The sequence below is a fragment of the Rhizobium sp. SRDI943 genome (genome assembly GCF_057653695.1).
In genome coordinates this window covers 2,363,998-2,381,640 of the sequence record NZ_CM172787.1, presented here as the reverse complement: position 1 = coordinate 2,381,640, position 17,643 = coordinate 2,363,998, and the positions used below count along the sequence as shown (strand labels likewise).

At 61.3% G+C, this 17,643-nt stretch carries 13 protein-coding genes; 10 read left to right on the top strand and 3 right to left on the bottom strand.

From position 1 onward, the window contains the following. Nucleotides 1-14: 14 nt before the first annotated feature. Nucleotides 15-1,091, bottom strand: a complete 1,077-nt coding sequence (locus AC245Y_RS12290; RefSeq protein WP_017994351.1) for a D-alanine--D-alanine ligase family protein — start codon at nucleotides 1,089-1,091, stop codon at nucleotides 15-17. Between the two features lie 34 nt (nucleotides 1,092-1,125). Beyond that, nucleotides 1,126-1,740 (bottom strand): cysteine peptidase family C39 domain-containing protein, encoded by a 615-nt coding sequence (locus AC245Y_RS12285; RefSeq protein WP_017994350.1) that lies wholly within the window; start codon nucleotides 1,738-1,740, stop codon nucleotides 1,126-1,128. Nucleotides 1,741-1,914: 174 nt separating this feature from the next. Here AC245Y_RS12285 and AC245Y_RS12280 point away from each other — a divergent pair, with 174 nt between their 5' ends. Both AC245Y_RS12280 and leuS read left to right on the top strand, forming a co-directional pair. Further along, nucleotides 1,915-2,823 (top strand): LysR family transcriptional regulator, encoded by a 909-nt coding sequence (locus AC245Y_RS12280; RefSeq protein ID WP_017994349.1) that lies wholly within the window; start codon nucleotides 1,915-1,917, stop codon nucleotides 2,821-2,823. Nucleotides 2,824-3,216: 393 nt separating this feature from the next. Continuing rightward, on the top strand, nucleotides 3,217-5,733 hold the full coding sequence (gene leuS / locus AC245Y_RS12275) for a leucine--tRNA ligase (protein WP_017994348.1): 2,517 nt from the start codon (nucleotides 3,217-3,219) through the stop codon (nucleotides 5,731-5,733). A 57-nt stretch (nucleotides 5,734-5,790) separates the two neighbouring features. Here leuS and AC245Y_RS12270 read toward each other — a convergent pair whose 3' ends face one another. Then, nucleotides 5,791-6,834 (bottom strand): LacI family transcriptional regulator, encoded by a 1,044-nt coding sequence (locus AC245Y_RS12270; RefSeq protein WP_012757809.1) that lies wholly within the window; start codon nucleotides 6,832-6,834, stop codon nucleotides 5,791-5,793. A 453-nt stretch (nucleotides 6,835-7,287) separates the two neighbouring features. On the opposite strand from AC245Y_RS12270, the gene AC245Y_RS12265 reads away from it, so the two are divergent. The 8 genes from AC245Y_RS12265 to mgrA all read left to right on the top strand — a co-directional run bounded on the left by AC245Y_RS12265 (nucleotide 7,288) and on the right by mgrA (nucleotide 17,557). Next, entirely contained in the window at nucleotides 7,288-8,523 is a 1,236-nt protein-coding gene (locus tag AC245Y_RS12265; RefSeq protein ID WP_012757808.1) for an ABC transporter substrate-binding protein, read from the top strand. A gap of 183 nt (nucleotides 8,524-8,706) precedes the next feature. Next, on the top strand, nucleotides 8,707-9,612 hold the full coding sequence (locus AC245Y_RS12260; protein WP_012757807.1) for a carbohydrate ABC transporter permease: 906 nt from the start codon (nucleotides 8,707-8,709) through the stop codon (nucleotides 9,610-9,612). Then, nucleotides 9,605-10,549, top strand: coding sequence for a carbohydrate ABC transporter permease (locus AC245Y_RS12255; RefSeq protein ID WP_012757806.1), 945 nt, complete (start codon nucleotides 9,605-9,607; stop codon nucleotides 10,547-10,549). Before AC245Y_RS12260 ends, AC245Y_RS12255 begins: the two co-directional genes overlap by 8 nt. A gap of 4 nt (nucleotides 10,550-10,553) precedes the next feature. Next, entirely contained in the window at nucleotides 10,554-11,645 is a 1,092-nt protein-coding gene (locus AC245Y_RS12250; protein ID WP_017994347.1) for an ABC transporter ATP-binding protein, read from the top strand. A gap of 123 nt (nucleotides 11,646-11,768) precedes the next feature. Beyond that, complete coding sequence (locus AC245Y_RS12245; protein ID WP_017994346.1) at nucleotides 11,769-14,231, top strand: beta-mannosidase; 2,463 nt, start codon at nucleotides 11,769-11,771, stop codon at nucleotides 14,229-14,231. Between the two features lie 37 nt (nucleotides 14,232-14,268). After that, entirely contained in the window at nucleotides 14,269-15,030 is a 762-nt protein-coding gene (locus tag AC245Y_RS12240; RefSeq protein WP_017994345.1) for a sugar phosphate isomerase/epimerase family protein, read from the top strand. Between the two features lie 9 nt (nucleotides 15,031-15,039). Continuing rightward, nucleotides 15,040-16,173 (top strand): Gfo/Idh/MocA family protein, encoded by a 1,134-nt coding sequence (locus AC245Y_RS12235; RefSeq protein ID WP_017994344.1) that lies wholly within the window; start codon nucleotides 15,040-15,042, stop codon nucleotides 16,171-16,173. A gap of 352 nt (nucleotides 16,174-16,525) precedes the next feature. Next, nucleotides 16,526-17,557, top strand: a complete 1,032-nt coding sequence (gene mgrA, locus AC245Y_RS12230; RefSeq protein WP_012757801.1) for an L-glyceraldehyde 3-phosphate reductase — start codon at nucleotides 16,526-16,528, stop codon at nucleotides 17,555-17,557. Nucleotides 17,558-17,643 lie beyond the last annotated feature (86 nt).

The window sequence follows — 17,643 nt, the reverse complement described above, 5'->3', positions numbered from 1 at the left end:
ATCAAGCTCCCGTCTCAGGTGGTCCGGCGGGCGCGCGCCAGGCCGTGGTCCACCAGTCGGTCGATGATTTCGGCGTAGGTGACGCCGCTTGCCGCCATCGCCTTGGAATACATGCTGATATCGGTAAAGCCGGGGATGGTGTTGATTTCATTGACGAGGAACCGCATGTCATCCGTCAGGAAGAAGTCGATGCGGGCCATGCCGTCGCAACCGACCGCCCTGAAGGCTCTTGCGGCCACGTGGCGCATGGCAGCCTCCACCTCCTGCGGCAGTTCAGCCGGCACTTTCAACGCGGCACCTTTCTCGTCGATATATTTGGCATCGTAGCTATAGAAACCGTGGATTTCGGCCGGCACGATCTCGCCCGGCCGGGAGACGAAGAGTTCTCCTGCCGTATCTTCCAAGACGCTGAATTCGATCTCACGGCCGCGCACGAATTCCTCGGCGAGCAGCGTGCGATCGTGGCGGAAGGCCTCAGTAAGGGCCGGCGCGAATTCCTGGCTGGCATGGACCTTGGCAACGCCGACCGACGATCCCTGGCGCGCAGGCTTGATGAAGAGCGGCAGGCCGAGCTCACCTTCCAAGGCTGCCAGTGAAGGGGCGGCACCCTCATGGATCGTCACCGCGCGCGCCACCGGCAGGCCCGCTGCCCTCAGCAGGCGTTTGGCGATGTCCTTGTCGAGCGCTGCGGCCGAACCGAGGATGCCGCAACCGGCGAGTGGGACGCGGGCCACCTCCGTAGCGCCCTGCACCGATCCGTCCTCGCCATGCGGGCCGTGCAGCACGGGAAACAGGATGTCGATCCTCGCCAGCTCATGCGGCGCGCCATGAGCCGGCATCGCCAGCATCCGGCCGTGCCCACCCGGCACCAGGCAGATTTCCGTGCCCGATGAAGGCGTCGCCAGTATACCGTCCTCGAAATTGCTCAGCAGCCATTGCCCCTCGCGCGTGATGAAGACAGGGACGGCGTCGTATTTCTCGGGCTTGAGTGCACCCATGACATTGGTTGCCGAGAGCACGGAAACCTCATGCTCGGCCGAGCGGCCGCCGAAGAGCACGGCAATGCGCAGCCTGTTTGGGGATGGGGTCATGAAAGGCTCCGAAACGATCTGGTGTTGAAAAAGGTCAGGCGTCGACCGATATGCCGCGATTGGCGAAGAAACGGTCGAAGACGGCAAGCGGCAGAGTCACATCGGCCTGGCTCGCTTCGTCATGACCGGACGGGTTGTGAAATCGAATCATCTCCGGCGAGGCTGCCGTCACCAGCACCAGGTGTCCGCCTTTCGAGGGCGGCTCGCGCTCCGGCCAGCGGATGCCCGAGTTCACCGAGGCGATGAAGAACCGGCGCTTCGCGAGATGCTCGGGAATGGCCGATGTCTCGACGCCCGTCGCCGTCTCGGCGCCGAGGCCGAAACGCTCGGCGGCGAAACGGACGAAGGGTGCGTAGATTAGCCCCTTGATCGAGGCGTCGATCTCGTTGACGACATAACCGCCATAGGCGGTGCAGGCGCGGGCAAGCTCGAGGGTTGGATGGATCTCGCCGCGCGCGGCAAGGATCATCTTCAGGCAGGCCATGCCGCAGACATTGACCGCCCAGCGCGCATATTCCTCGATCGTCGCGGCTCCCGAATGGCGCCAGAGTGGATCGCCGAGCAAGGCCTGCGATCCCTCGGCAAGCACCGGCAGTGTCATGCCGGGTGTTTCCCATTGGCTGAAATAGGGCACGCCGCTCTGCTGCATCCTGTCGATATCCCCGTGACTCGTCTGTTGAGATGGCGGGCAATCTTGGCTTTTTTCGAACCGATGCACGCTGACGAATCCGACGGTAGGGTGCGTTTTTCCGTAGGTCTACTTAATTAAAATAGGGATATAGATTAGAAATTATGGCCTATTGATCAGCTGAAGGAACCCGATTTGGATTTTTTCCGATTGCGCACGCTTCGCGAACTCTCGCGCCGCGAGACGATGGCGGCGGTGGCCGACGCTATCGGCATTTCGTCGTCGGCGGTTTCTCAGCAGATCGCTCAGTTGGAGGGCGAAGTTGGAATCCCGCTCGTCGAGCGGCGCGGGCGAGGGGTGATGCTGACACCGGCCGGCCAGCGGCTCGTCCTGCATGCCGACCGGATCTTCGGCATCGTCGAGGAAGCCAAAACCGATATTGCCGAGCTACAGAACATCGTCGCCGGCGACCTCCGGATCGCCGCCCAACCCTCGGCGGCGTCGTCCTTCATCCCCGCCGCGATGCGTCAACTGGCGATCGACCATCCGCATCTCAACATCGTCATGACGACGATGGGGCCTGCCGAAGGCGTAGCAGCGCTCCGGGCCTGGCAGGCCGATATCGTCATTGCCGACGACATATCGTTCGATCCGCATACGCTGGAGGACACGGCCGACACGCTGTTTCTCTGCCGCGACCAGCTTTTCGTGCTTCTGCCCGCTGGCCACAGGCTGGAGAGCGAGCCCGTCATAGAACTCGCACAGCTGAGAGATGATCATTGGGCGCTCGACGTCGCCTCCAGCGCCTATTCCATGGCCATCCGCCAGGCCTGCCGCGACATCGGTTTCGAGCCCGTCATCAACGGCTTCAGCGACAGTTTCGAAGTGGTGTTCGCACTGGTGGAGGCCGGGTGCTCGATTTCGGTGATGCCCGGCCTGGCGCTCAGAGATTTCGGCGGAGCGCTGGTCGTCAAACCCTTGGTGCCATCCGTTTGCCGTGGCGTCCATGCGATTATCCGGCGCGGCGAGGTGCGTAACCCGAAGGTCGCGGCGGTGCTCGATCAACTGGTAAAGAGCGCGCCGCGGGATTTGAACAGATCCTGATTTTCGCGCGAATGCACTCTTGGCAGGAGCGATCATATCGGGCACTCTTGGTTCATGATTACGGCAACTCAAGCAGCAGACGTTCGCGCACGCGACGCACGACTTACCACCACGGCCTCCTGATCGGAGCCGGTTAACACTGTCGTTTGCTTTCCCCTTATTTGCCTTGAGCCACCGTCCATGGACACCAGATCGTTTCCAAAGCCACATCGCGCTTTTTTCGTCCGTAGCGTCGCGCAGACGTCCTGCGCTGCAACTCCGCGCGCGCTTCGACTTAGCCGCGGCTGCCGGACGTCACCGGAGCACCGGCAGCCGTAGCTGCTCCTGAGCCAAAGAACGCCTCCATTTTTCAGGACACGCCGCCGCAGAGCCGGCCGGCGCCAGGAGTGATGCATGCCTTATGATCCCAAGACGATCGAACCGAAGTGGCAGGCCTATTGGGCCGACCACCATACTTTCCGAGCGGAAATCGATCCGGCCAGACCGAAATTCTACGCACTCGACATGTTCCCATATCCTTCCGGTGCGGGCCTGCATGTCGGCCATCCCCTCGGCTATACGGCCACTGATATAACGTGCCGCTACAAACGCATGCGCGGCTTCAACGTCCTGCATCCGATGGGATGGGACAGTTTCGGCCTGCCGGCGGAGCGCCACGCGATGCGGACTGGTGTGCATCCCGATATCACGACGAAGCGCAATATCGAGACGTTTCGCGGACAGGTGCAGAGGTTGGGTTTCTCCTATGACTGGAGCCGCGAGTTGGCCACCACCGATCCCGCCTATGTGCGCTGGACGCAGTGGATCTTCCTGAAGCTGTTCGAGAAGGGCCTTGCCTATCAGGCGGAGATCGCGGTCAACTGGTGCCCGGCCCAGAACGCAGTGCTTGCCGACGAGGAGGTCAAGGACGGGCGTTACGTCGAGACCGGTGATCCCGTCATTCGCCGCAGGATGCGCCAGTGGATGCTGCGCATCACGGCCTATGCCGATCGGCTGCTGCAGGGACTGGACGGCCTCGACTGGCCCGAAAACCTGAAAACCATGCAGCGCAATTGGATCGGACGCTCCGAGGGCGCCGAAATCCGGTTTCCGCTAGAGCATGGCAAAGAGGTCATCACCGTCTTCACGACGCGCCCCGAGACCCTGTTCGGAGCGAGCTATATCCTGCTCGCGCCGGAGCATCCTGCAGTTGCCGCCATCGTCGAGCCGGAAATGCGCGAGGCGGTGGCCGCCTATATTGCCGAGGCCGAAGGATTGGAAGAGACGGTGCGGGCCGATGCCGGACGCGAGAAGACGGGCGTCTTCACCGGCGCCTATGCGATCAACCCTGCCAACGGAGCCCGGCTGTCGGTTTGGGTGGCCGATTACGTGCTAGCTGGCTACGGCACCGGCGCCCTGATGGCGGTACCGGATCATGACGCGCGCGACTACGCTTTTGCCCATGCGCACGAGCTGCCGATCGTTCGCGTGATCGACAGCGAGGACGATATCGAAAAGGCGGCTTATGAGGGCGAGGGGGCGATGGTCAACTCCGGCTTCCTGGATGGCCTGGGCTCGCCGGAGGCGAGATCCGCCATCATCGCCTGGCTGCAGGCGAACGGCGCGGGCTGGCCGAAGGTCATGTACCGCCTGCGCGACTGGCTGTTTTCCCGCCAGCGCTACTGGGGTGAGCCGATCCCGGTGCTGCATCTGGCGGATGGCTCGGTGATGCCGCTGCCTGAAGAATGCCTGCCGCTGCTGCCGCCTGAACTGGACGACTACGCTCCGGCGCCGGATGGCGAACCGCCGCTTGCCCGTGCGCAGGCCTGGGTCGAAACGATCGTGCCGGGCACCGATATTCCGGCACGGCGGGAGACCAACACGATGCCGCAATGGGCGGGCTCCTGCTGGTACTATCTCAGATTCCTCGATCCGGAGAACGCCAGCGAACCCGTCGGGCGCGAGGCCGAGCGCTATTGGATGCCGGTCGATCTCTATGTCGGTGGTGCCGAGCACGCGGTCCTGCATCTGCTCTATGCCCGCTTCTGGCATAAGGTGCTCTACGACATCGGCGTCGTTTCGACGGAAGAGCCGTTCCAGCGGCTGTTCAACCAAGGCATGATCCTTGCTCATTCCTACCGCGATGCGGCGGGCCGGTATTACGCGCCGTCTTCCGTCGTCGAAGAGGAGGGCAGATGGTTGGCTGGGTCGGTCGAAATGCAGCGCGCCGTCGAGAAGATGTCGAAGTCGCGGCTGAACGTTGTCAATCCCGACGATGTCGTCCATCAGTTCGGGGCCGACGCCTTGCGCCTGTACGAGATGTTCATGGGGCCTCTGGACGCGGCAAAACCCTGGCAGACCGCTGGCGTGATCGGCGTGCGTCGATTTCTGGAGCGTGCCTGGCGTATTGTCTGCGACGAGAGCGACGGACTCTCCGCAGCGGTGCTGGAGGCGGCCTCGAGCCCGCAGCTTCTGCGCTTGCGCCACCAGACCGTGAAGGCCGTGACGGCGGATATCGAAGCAATTCGGTTCAATACCGCGGTTTCCCGGCTGATGGAACTGGCCAACGCACTGACGGCGGAAGCAGTGCGTCCGCGCGAAGTGGTGGAGACATTCGTGCTGTTGCTCGCACCCTTTGCGCCTCACATCGCGGAGGAGTTATGGAGCAAGCTTGGTCACGGGGAAACACTGACATGGGTTTCCTGGCCCACCTTCGATCCTGCAATGATCGAGATGGAGACCCGCGAATATGTCGTGCAGGTCAACGGCAAGGTTCGCCACCGCTTCGAAGCCGCTGCCGACCTCGGCGAGGCGCTGCTTGCAGCGGCGCGATCCGAACCTTCCGTCATGGCCTTGCTCGACGGCAAAACGGTGGTCAAGGAAATTCTGGTCCCGGGGCGACTGGTGAATTTCGTCGTCGAAGACCTGTGAAGATCCAAAGCGGATCGTCGGATTTGAGCCCGACGGTCCGTTCCTTCAACCGACCGCCTACCTGCCACTCTCCGGCCAGGTCGGCTGACTAATGCTCTGCAACAGTTCTGGTTCGACGCCGTCGATGCGGGCGATGACGGCTTTGGCCATTTCGCGGCCGGCGTGGCGGACGTCTTCCTGGGCGGTGATGATCTCGGGGCGGATCCAGTTCAGGATCGGTACCGATTGCTTGGAGACCATGTCGAGATCGCGGCCGAGCGCCTTGCCGGCGGCTTCGATGCCGGCATTGACGGCGATTGCAGCACTGCCGGCCGAACAGACGATGCCGTCGGGGGCGTTGGCCGAGCGCATCATCACCTCGACGACGTCGCGGATATCGGCGAGCGGGGCGTCGGTGTTGATGCGCAGCGGCACTTCCTCGGCGCCGTAATCATGCAGGCCGGTCTGGAAGCCGATGCGGATATGGGCGTAGTAAGTGAGCTTGCTCGGCGGCTGCAGCAGGGCGATGCGGCGCCGGCCGCGCTTGACCAGCTTTTCCACCGCCTTATGGGCGAAGGCCTCGTTGTCGAAATCGTGGAAGGGATGCGTGAGACCCGCATCGGTGCGCCCATGCGTGGCAAAGGGCATGCCGCGCTCGCTCAGCAGCCTTACGCGCGGATCGTCCGGCTCGATGCGTGAGATGATGACGCCGTCGGCCGAGCCGGTATCAAGGATATAGCGCACCGGCAGCATTGGGTCCTTGCTGTGCGAATGCGGCGTGATGACGATATGATAGGGCGTGCCGGATAGCACCTCGGAGATGCCGAAGACCATCTGGCTCGAGAAGCCCATGATTTCCTCGTCGATGCTGAGGACGAGGGCGATGACGTTGGTCTTGCCGGTACGGAGGCGCACACCCGCCCTGTTCGGCTGGTAGCCGAGCTGGCGGGCGACCATGCGCACGCGCTCCTTGGTTTCGGCCCCGATATCCGGCGCATCCTTCAGCGCGCGCGACACCGTCGTCACGCCAAGGCCCGTCATGAAGGCGATCGTCTTCAACGTCGGGCGCTCGCGCGCTGCCGGCGTCGATGCCGCGTTCCCGAAATTTCCCTTGTTTTCCATCCCTTTAGGCCGTCCTGCGCGAATTGGTGTCGCTTATAGAGGCTTTTTCCAGCGTCGTAAGCCCGCCGCATGCCAAAATCGCACCTCCTGAGGAATGCAATCTGTAACGATACAGTAGAAATGTCGAGTGCTTTTTGTTGTGTGCATTGCAACATTGTACGTATAGGTTGAATCGGCAATCCATGCTCTGTTTTATTGCGATTGCGAAGAGACTGAATTGGAAGACTAAATTTCTTGTGTAAAATTATGACGCAAATTCAAATTGATAAATAGGCAACGCATGTGCGAGAACGCCCAGCCCTGTATAGTTTCAAGGGGATGCAGTGCTCCTGATGTAAACAGGCAGAAGTAGCAATTCCGGTTATCACGGAAAAATTTGCCTGCGGGCAGTTGCGTGGAGAAATCGATTGATCTAAGTTTTTCCGGCAACGTTTCAGTGAGGGAGGAGAACTCATGAAAATCCGTATATTGGCGGCCGTACTTGCCGCTTCGGTCGCGCTTCCGTTCGGCGCCGCAAATGCCACCGATCTCGAAGTCACGCATTGGTGGACTTCGGGCGGCGAATCAGCTGCCGTCGCCGAACTGGCAAAGGCATTCGACGCTACCGGCAACCACTGGGTCGACGGTGCTATCGCCGGTTCCGGCGGCACTGCCCGTCCGATCATGATCAGCCGCATCACCGGCGGCGACCCAATGGGCGCCACCCAGTTCAACCATGGCCGCCAGGCCGAGGAACTCGTTCAGGCCGGGCTGATGCGCGATCTGACGGATGTGGCGACTGCCGAGCACTGGAAGGACATCGTTCGTCCGTCGAGCCTGCTCGATTCCTGCACCATCGACGGCAAGATCTATTGCGCTCCCGTCAACATCCACTCCTGGCAGTGGTTGTGGCTGTCGAACGCCGCCTTCAAGAAGGCCGGCGTCGAAGTTCCGAAGAACTGGGACGAGTTCGTCGCCGCCGCTCCGGCGCTCGAAAAGGCCGGCATCATTCCGCTCGCCGTCGGCGGTCAGCCGTGGCAGGCGACTGGCGCCTTCGACGTACTGATGGTTGCGGTTGCCGGCAAGGATACCTTCAACAAGGTCTTCAAGGACAAGGATGCGGAAGTTGCCGCCGGTCCCGAAATCGCCAAGGTGTTCAAGGCGGCCGACGACGCTCGGCGCATGGCCAAAGGCAGCAACGTCCAGGATTGGAACCAAGCCACCAACCTTGTCATCACAGGCAAGGCCGGCGGCCAGATCATGGGCGACTGGGCGCAGGGTGAGTTCGCGCTCGCCGGTCAGAAGGCCGGTACCGACTATACCTGCCTGCCGGGCCTCGGCGTGAACGAGATCATCTCGACTGGCGGCGACGCCTTCTACTTCCCGCTGCTGAAGGACGAGGAAAAGTCCAAGGCGCAGGCCGTGCTTGCCAAGACCCTGCTCGATCCCAAGACCCAGGTTGCCTTCAACCTGAAGAAGGGTTCTCTGCCGGTTCGCGGCGACGTCGATCTCGCCGCCGCCAACGATTGCATGAAGAAGGGTCTCGAAATCCTGGCCAAGGGCAACGTGATCCAAGGTACCGACCAGCTGCTTTCGGCCGACAGCCAGAAGCAGAAGGAAGACCTCTTCTCCGAATTCTTCGCCAACCCATCGATGACGCCGGAAGACGCTCAGAAGCGTTTCGCCGGGATCATCGCTTCTGCTGACTGATCGGCAGATTTGCTGCCCTTGCGGTCCGGCTCCCATGGGGGCCGGATCGTTCCGGACGATCGGTGATGGTCCGGCGCGCGGCGGCGTCTCTCTGGTACCTTCAGCAGGTTTCGGAGGTGGAGACGACAGGCGGCGTTTTGCCGTTCTGTTACTTGTCGCAGTGGCGATTGAGGAGAAGTGTTTATGACGGGTCAAGCGCGAGCAGGCCGGCCAAACAAGTTACTGCGCAATCTGAATGCCAAGATTGCGTCTATCCCGATGATCCTCACAGCGCTGGTGATCTTTGTCGGCGGCACGTTTTGGACGATCTTTTATTCTTTCACTAATTCCAAGCTCCTTCCGCGGTTGAGCTTTGTCGGATTCGATCAGTACCAGCGCCTCTGGGCGGCACCCCGCTGGGTGACGGCGATCGAGAATCTGGCAGTCTACGGCATCCTCTCGCTGATCTTCAGCCTGGTCATCGGTTTCATGCTCGCCGCGCTGATGGACCAGAAAATCCGCTTCGAAAACACCTTCCGCACCATCTTTCTTTATCCCTTCGCGCTGTCCTTCATCGTGACGGGCCTCGTCTGGCAATGGGTTCTGAACCCTGATTTCGGCATTCAGGCGGTGGTGCGCTCGATCGGGTGGACGAGCTTCACCTTCAATCCGCTCTATACGCCTGAAATCGTCATCTACGGCATTCTGATCGCGGCACTCTGGCAGGGAACGGGTCTCGTCATGTGCCTGATGCTCGCCGGCCTGCGTGGGATCGACGAGGATATCTGGAAAGCGGCGCGCGTGGACGGGATTCCGATGTGGAGGACCTACCTCTTCATCGTCATCCCGATGATGCGGCCGGTCTTCATCACCACGATCGTCATCATCGCCTCCGGCATCGTCAAGGTCTACGACCTCGTGGTCGCCCAGACATCGGGCGGACCGGGCATTTCCTCGGAAGTGCCGGCGAAATATGTCTACGATTACATGTTCCAGGCGCAAAACCTGGGGCAGGGCTTTGCTGCCTCGACCATGATGCTCGTCACAGTCGCGATCATTATCGTTCCGTGGGCCTATCTGGAATTCGGCGGAGGGCGCAAGCGTGGCTGATGTAGGAACTCTGAACACCACCGCCGCCGGCATCGACGCCGTGGCGCCTAAACTCGGCGATGGCCCTAGCGGCCCCAGGCCGCGCCCGGCGGTGTCGGCGCGTAACATCATGCTCTACGGCACGCTGATCATCGCAGCGCTCTACTATCTGTTGCCGCTCTATGTGATGGTCGTGACTTCGCTGAAGGGCATGCCGGAAATCCGGCTCGGCAACATCTTTTCGCCGCCGATGGAGATCACCTTCGAACCCTGGGTGAAAGCCTGGGCGCAGGCCTGCACCGGGCTCAACTGCGATGGCCTGTCGCGCGGTTTCTGGAATTCGGTGCGCATCACGGTGCCGTCGGTGATCATCTCGATCGCGATCGCCTCGGTGAACGGTTATGCGCTGGCAAACTGGCGCTTCAGAGGATCCGAGCTTTTCTTCTCGATCCTCATCGTCGGCGCGTTCATTCCCTACCAGGTAATGATCTATCCGATCGTCATCATCCTGCGCGAAATCGGCATCTACGGCACGCTGACCGGCCTCGTCATCGTGCATTCGATCTTCGGCATGCCGATCCTGACGCTGCTCTTCCGCAATTATTTCGTGTCGCTGCCGGAGGAACTGTTCAAGGCGGCGCGTGTCGACGGGGCGGGCTTCTGGCAGATCTTCCTGCGGATCATGCTGCCGATGTCGCTGCCGATCTTCGTGGTCGCGATGATCCTGCAGGTGACCGGCATCTGGAACGACTTCCTGTTCGGCGTGGTCTTCACCCGGCCGGATACCTATCCGATGACAGTACAGCTCAACAACATCGTCAATTCCGTCCAGGGCGTGAAGGAATACAACGTCAACATGGCGGCAACGATCCTGACGGGTCTGGTGCCGCTCATCGTCTACTTCGTGTCGGGGCGGCTTTTCGTCCGCGGCATCGCCGCCGGCGCAGTGAAGGGTTGATCTCATGAATATGAATGCAAGCGTCTCCATCAAGGATCTGTCCCTGAACTTCGGTGCGGTCAGCGTACTGAAGGACCTCAACCTCGACATCAATGACGGCGAATTCCTCGTGCTCCTCGGCTCGTCCGGCTGCGGCAAGTCGACCTTGCTGAATTGCATCGCCGGCCTGCTCGATGCCTCGGAAGGGCAGATCTTCATCAAGGGCAAGAACGTTACCTGGGAAGAGCCGAAGGACCGCGGCATCGGCATGGTGTTCCAGTCCTATGCGCTCTATCCGCAGATGACCGTCGAGAAGAACCTGTCCTTCGGTCTTCGCGTCGCCAAGGTGCCGCAGGCAGAGATCGACAAGCGGGTGGCGCGTGCCTCCGAAATCCTGCAGATTCAGCCGCTGCTGAAGCGCAAGCCGGCTGAGCTATCCGGCGGCCAGCGCCAGCGCGTGGCGATCGGCCGGGCACTGGTGCGCGATGTCGACGTCTTCCTGTTCGACGAGCCGCTGTCCAATCTCGACGCCAAACTCCGCTCGGAGCTGCGTGTCGAGATCAAGCGCCTGCACCAGTCGCTGAAGAACACGATGATCTACGTCACCCATGATCAGATCGAGGCGCTGACGCTTGCCGACCGCATCGCCATCATGAAGAGCGGCATCATCCAGCAGCTCGACGATCCGACGACGATTTACAACAGGCCGCGCAATCTGTTCGTTGCCGGTTTCATCGGCTCGCCGTCGATGAATTTCCTGCACGGCGAGCTGGTCAAATCAGGCGACGGCATTGCTTTTTCAGCCAATGGCGTCATTTTCTCGCTCGCTGACTACGACGCCAGCGAGACGCTGCAGCCCGGCCGCAAGGTGGTGCTCGGCGTTCGTCCAGAACACATCAAGGTCAACGAGAATACCGGCGGCGAAGAACATGACGCCACCGTCGATATCGAGGAGCCGATGGGCGCGGACAATCTGCTGTGGCTGAAACATGCCGGTCACACGATGTCGGTACGTGTCAACGGCGCACGCCGCTTCAACGTCGGAGCCAAGGTGAAGCTCAGCTTCGACATGACGGTCGCCTCGGTCTTCGATGCCGAAAGCGAGCTGCGTCTCTAGAGAACTCTGCGGGCGGGGCCGAAATGGCGCCGCCCGACCTCCAATCGGCCATCAGGCCAGCCAAATTCGGCCGCGGTCCGGCTTGTCCGGCGATCCCAGGAGCGGCCCGATCGGGATACGACTATGACATCCTTGCCGAAGAACGGTTTCAACATCGACCTTTCCGGTTCGTGGCAGCTTGCCTCCGTGGATGGCGAGATCCGAACTGCGATCATCTTGCCGGGCGACGTGCACACCGCGCTCCACCGCGCAAGCCTGATCCCCGATCCCTATTTCGGCCGCAACGAGGAAAAGGTGCAGTGGGTCGCCGAGCGCGAATGGGCGGTCGAGCGCAGCTTCACGCTTCCTGAGGTCGAAGGCGACTGGTATCTCGATATCGATTATCTCGACACGGTTGCCAGCGTCCACGTCAACGGTTTTCTGGCGCTCGAAGCCGACAACAGCTTCCGCCGCTATCGTCCTGACGTTTCCAGCATGCTGAAATCAGGCGACAACAGCATCCGCATCGTCTTCGCCTCCAACGTCGCTGTCGGCGCTGCGCGACAGAAGCAGCAGCCCTTCTACATCCCCTACAGCACGGGCAACTCGCCGATCCCCGACGGCAACATGCTGCGCAAGCCGCAATGCCATTTCGGCTGGGACTGGAACATTGCCATTGCCCCGCTCGGCCTCTACGGGACGATCGCGCTGAAGAAGCTCGAAACCGCGCGCATCGAACATGTGGTCACCCGCCAGACCCACAATAACGACGGCTCGGTGGACCTCAAAGTGACGGCAACGCTGTTTTCAAAGGGGCCAGACATTGCCCAGGTCTATTTCGACCTCGACGGCGAGCGGGTGCGCCTGGATGTCGGCGTCAACGGCGAGACGCATGTCAACCACCTCTTCCATATCGACAATCCGCGCCTCTGGTGGCCCTCCGGCAGTGGCGAGCAGGCGCTCTACAGGCTTTCCGTCGAATTGCCGACTGATGAGGTGACCAAGCAGATCGGTCTTCGCACCATCGAGCTGATCACCACGCCGGATGCATCAGGCAGTCGCTTCGCCTTCGAGGTCAATGGCCGCGAGATCTTCTGCCGCGGCGCCAACTGGATACCGGCCGACGCGCTGTTTTCGCTGTCTTCGCCCGAGAAGACCGAAGACCTGCTGCAATCGGCCAAAGCCGCCAACATGAACATGATCCGCGTCTGGGGCGGCGGCTTCTATGAGCAGGATCATTTCTATGATCTCTGCGACCGGCTGGGCCTTATGGTCTGGCAGGACTTCATGTTCGCCTGCAACCTTTATCCCTCGACCGAGGACTTTCTCGACAATGTGACGATCGAGGTGGATTTCCAGGTGCGCCGGCTCTCCTCGCATCCGTCGATCGTGCTCTGGTGCGGCGACAATGAGCTGGTCGGAGCACTGACCTGGTTCGAGGAATCCCGTAAAGACCGCGACCGCTATCTCGTCTCCTATGATCGCCTCAACCGCACGATCGAGCAGGCAGTGAAAAAGGCGCTGCCCGGCGCGCTCTGGTGGCCTTCGAGCCCGGCTTCCGGTTATCTCGATTTCGGCGATGCCTGGCATGCGGACGGATCCGGCGACATGCATTACTGGTCGGTCTGGCACGAGAACAAGTCGTTCGACAACTACCGCTCGGTGCGTCCACGCTTCTGCTCGGAATTCGGCTTCCAGTCCTATACGTCGCTGCCTGTGATCAAGACCTATGCCGAGGCGAAAGACATGAACATCGCTTCCCCGGTCATGGAGCTGCACCAGAAGAATGCCGGCGGCAACGAGCGCATCGCCGGCACGATGTTCCGTTATTTCCGCTTCCCCAAGGATTTTCCGAACTTCGTCTATCTCTCCCAGATCCAGCAGGGGCTGGCGATCAAGACGGCGGTGGAATACTGGCGGTCGCTCAAACCCCATTGCATGGGCACGATCTACTGGCAGCTCAACGACACCTGGCCGGTCGCCTCCTGGTCGAGCCTCGACTATGGCGGCCGCTGGAAGGCGATGCACTACCTCGTCAAGCGCTTCTTCCAGCCGGTCGCGGTCGCTGCCATTCCTTCCGACGACGGAAAGACGATCCGCTTCTCGCTCGTCAACGACACGCTTGCCGATGTCAGTGTCGACCTTTCGATCTCGCTGCTGACGACGAAGGGCGAGCGCCGACACCTGAGAGACGTACAGGCCATATGTTCGCCGGATGCGGCCGTCACTGCCACGAGCATCAACGTTTCCGATATTCCCGAGGGAACGTTGCTTGCCTGGCGTTTCACCGCGTCGAACGGCACAGGCGGCGAGGGGCACCATGTCAACGGTACCTACAAGGCGCTGGAGCTGGAACCTGCGGGGCTGACAGTCACCCACGACTATGTCGAGGAGAATGGCTCCGTCGACATAAACGTCACCGCTAGGGGACTTGCGCTTTTCGTGATGATCGAAACCGAGACCGACGGCAAATATTCCGACAACGCCTTCGATCTTGCGGCCGGCGAGAGCCGCCGCATCACCTTTACCCCGGCACGGCCGCTTGATCGTGGCGCGCTTCCGGAGTTCCGGTTCTACGACCTGTATTCCTGCCAGTCGGCGGATTGATCTTGCAAGAATGGGCACGAGGCCCAAGGAGAACATGATGACGAAACTCAGCTACCAGCTCTATAGCGCCCGCAACTTCCAGCCCTATTCGGCGATCTTCGAAAAGCTCGGCAAATCAGGTTATGCCGAAGTCGAGGGCTTCGGCGGTATCTATGCCGATCTCGACGATGCCGGGCTGAAGAGCCTTCGTGCTGAACTCGACAAGAATGGCCTGGTCATGGCGAGCGGCCATTTCAGCCCCGATTTCCTGGAGAAGGAAGTTCAGAAGTCGCTGAACATTGCCAAGATCCTCGGCATGGATTCGATCTATGCGCCGCATCTGGCGGCCGAGGAACGGCCATCCGACGCTGCCGGCTGGGCCGCCTTCGGCAAGCGCCTGCAGGAAATCAGCAAGCCTTACAAGGCTGCCGGCTACGAATTCGGCTGGCACAATCATGATTTCGAATTCTTCAAGCTGCAGGACGGCTCGCGGCCGATCGAGCACATCTTCGAAGGCGCGCCCGACATTTCCTGGGAAGCCGATATCGCCTGGGTCATCCGCGGCGGCGCCGATCCCTTCGCCTGGATCGAGAAGCTCGGACCGCGCATCACCGCCGTGCATGTCAAGGACATCGCACCGGCCGGCGAAGCGACGGATGAGAGCGGATGGGCTGATGTCGGTCACGGCAAGGTCGAGTGGGCCAGGCTGATGACAGCGTTGCGCGCCACCAAGGCCAAGCACTACGTCGTCGAACACGATAACCCGAATGACATCGACCGCAATATCAGCCGCTCGATCGCATCCTTCCAGACCTACTGAGGCTTCATCATGACCAGGGAACTTGGCGTCGGCATCATCGGATGCGGCAACATCTCCACCACCTACTTCTCGCTGGCACCGCTCTTCAAGGGGCTTAAGGTGCTGGCTTGCGCCGATATCAACGCGCAGGCGGCCGAGGCGCGCGCCAAGGAATATGGCGTCAAAGCGCAGACGATCGACGAGCTTCTCGTCAATGACGAGATCGACGTCGTCGTCAATCTGACGATCCCGGATGCGCATTTCCGGGTATCGAAGGCGATCCTCGAGGCCGGAAAACACGTCTATTCCGAAAAGCCGCTGGTGCTCTCAGTGGAAGAGGGCGAGGAGCTTCGCTGCATTGCCAAAGAAAAGAACCTTGCCGTCGGCTGCGCGCCCGACACTTTCCTCGGCGGCGCCCATCAGCTCGCCCGCAAGTTCATCGATGACGGCGGCATCGGCCGGGTGACCTCGGGCGCCTGTTACGTGATGAGCCCTGGTATGGAAATGTGGCATCCGAACCCGGACTTTTTCTTTCTGCCGGGCGGCGGCCCGATCCTCGATCTCGGCCCTTATTACATCGCCAACCTGATCAACCTGATCGGCCCGGTCAAACGTGTCGGCGGCATGACCTCGATGGCGTCGCCCACCCGCACCATCACCAGCCAGCCGCGCAACGGCGAGATCATCCCGGTCAAGACGCCGACGACGATCCAGGCGCTGCTCGAATTCGTCAACGGCGCCACCGTGACGCTGACGGCGAGTTGGGACGTGTGGTCGCATCGGCATGCCAATATGGAGCTCTACGGCACCGACGGCTCGCTCTACGTGCCGGACCCGAACTTCTTCGGCGGCACCGTTGAGGCAAGCGGCCGCGACAAGGACATCAAGCCGCTCGATGCCTGGGAGCATCCGTTCGGCAAGATCAACCAGGAAAGCCCGAACGGATCGCGCGCCAACTACCGCACCGCCGGCCTTGCCGACATGGCGATGTCGCTGATCGAGGGACGCGACGCGCGCTGCTCGCTCGACCGCACGCTGCACGGCGTCGACGTCATGACCTCGATCCTGAAATCGGGCGAGGAGGGCCGGTTCATCGACCTGACCACGACCTGCACGCAGCCGGCGGCTCTCGGCATCGAAGAAGCGCAGGCGCTTCTGAAGTAGAGAGCACGCGCGCCTTGGGCTTGCCGTATCGGCGCGCTTGTTACAATAGTTTCGTCAACCTCGGGCCTGTCCCACGGCTGTGCGGTTCGCGCCGATGGCTGCCCCTCACCCTAACCCTCTCCCCGTAAAAAAAACGGGGAGAGGGGACGTGCCAAACGCAGCGTCGAGGTTGAGGAAGACGGCGCGGCATGTCCCTTCGCCCCGTTTACGGGGGTCCGAAGGGCGGGTCGGGACACGTGGCTCGACCCAGGCAAAGGTGGCGGCAGCCGGATGAGAGGCAGGTGTCGGCAATCTCTTGGGCCGATAATGTCGCATGACGACCATATAGCTATTTTATCAAGGAGACATTCAGATGAGCTGGCAACCAGCCGCAGACCGCTATTCGAAAATGAAATATAACCGCACGGGCCGTTCCGGCCTGAAGCTGCCGGCGGTCTCGCTCGGCCTTTGGCACAATTTCGGCGGCGACACGCCGCATGACCGCAAAATCGACATGTGCCGCACGGCCTTCGACCTCGGCATCACCCATTTCGACCTCGCCAACAATTACGGCCCGCCTCCCGGCAGCGCCGAGACCGCCTTCGGCGAAATCATGCGCACCGAATTTGTCGGGCTTCGCGACGAGCTGATCATCTCCTCCAAGGCCGGCTACGACATGTGGCCCGGCCCTTACGGCGAATGGGGCAGCCGCAAGTATCTGATCGCCTCCTGCGACCAGAGCCTGAAGCGCATGGGCCTCGACTATGTCGACATCTTCTATTCGCACCGCTTCGACCCGGAAACGCCATTGGAAGAGACCTGTAGCGCGCTCGACCATATCGTCCGTTCCGGCCGGGCACTCTATGTCGGCATTTCCTCCTATAATTCGCAGCGCTCGCGCGAAGCTGCAAAGATCCTGAAGGATCTCGGCACGCCGTGCCTGATCCACCAGCCGAGCTATTCGATGCTCAACCGCTGGGTCGAGGACGACAGGCTGCTCGATACGCTGGATGAGGTCGGCATGGGCTCGATCGTCTTCTCGCCACTCGCCCAAGGCATGCTGACGACGAAATATCTCGGCGGCATTCCCGAAGACAGCCGAGCGGCGCAGAACCACTTTCTCAAGCGCGACTACATCCGCCCTTCAATTATCGACAATATCCGCAAGCTCAACGAGATCGCCGAAAGGCGCGGCCAGACGCTGGCGCAGATGGCGATCGCCTGGGTACTGCGCGGCGGCCGTGTGACCTCGGCTCTGATCGGCGCCAGCCGCTCGTCGCAGATCGTCGATTGCGTCAAGGCGCTCGACAATCTCGAATTCACCGTCGAGGAACTGGCTGAGATCGACGTCTATGCCCGCGAGGCCGACATCAACCTCTGGGCCAAGTCCGCCGAACGCGAATAGTCATCTCAGGCCCGGAGGCAAGTCTTCCGGGCCTTTTTCTGCTATAATCTGATGTACGTACAGCAAAGCACCGCCGGTCGGAGGAG

Excerpts from the sequence above, each read along its gene's own strand:
- AC245Y_RS12290 (WP_017994351.1), bottom strand. The coding sequence starts at position 1,091 with ATGACCCCATCCCCAAACAGGCTGCGCATTGCCGTGCTCTTCGGCGGC.
- leuS (WP_017994348.1), top strand. The coding sequence starts at position 3,217 with ATGCCTTATGATCCCAAGACGATCGAACCGAAGTGGCAGGCCTATTGG.
- mgrA (WP_012757801.1), top strand. The coding sequence starts at position 16,526 with ATGAGCTGGCAACCAGCCGCAGACCGCTATTCGAAAATGAAATATAAC.
- AC245Y_RS12270 (WP_012757809.1), bottom strand. The coding sequence starts at position 6,834 with ATGGAAAACAAGGGAAATTTCGGGAACGCGGCATCGACGCCGGCAGCG.
- AC245Y_RS12245 (WP_017994346.1), top strand. The coding sequence starts at position 11,769 with ATGACATCCTTGCCGAAGAACGGTTTCAACATCGACCTTTCCGGTTCG.
- AC245Y_RS12250 (WP_017994347.1), top strand. The coding sequence starts at position 10,554 with ATGAATATGAATGCAAGCGTCTCCATCAAGGATCTGTCCCTGAACTTC.
- AC245Y_RS12235 (WP_017994344.1), top strand. The coding sequence starts at position 15,040 with ATGACCAGGGAACTTGGCGTCGGCATCATCGGATGCGGCAACATCTCC.
- AC245Y_RS12240 (WP_017994345.1), top strand. The coding sequence starts at position 14,269 with ATGACGAAACTCAGCTACCAGCTCTATAGCGCCCGCAACTTCCAGCCC.
- AC245Y_RS12265 (WP_012757808.1), top strand. The coding sequence starts at position 7,288 with ATGAAAATCCGTATATTGGCGGCCGTACTTGCCGCTTCGGTCGCGCTT.
- AC245Y_RS12260 (WP_012757807.1), top strand. The coding sequence starts at position 8,707 with ATGACGGGTCAAGCGCGAGCAGGCCGGCCAAACAAGTTACTGCGCAAT.
- AC245Y_RS12285 (WP_017994350.1), bottom strand. The coding sequence starts at position 1,740 with ATGCAGCAGAGCGGCGTGCCCTATTTCAGCCAATGGGAAACACCCGGC.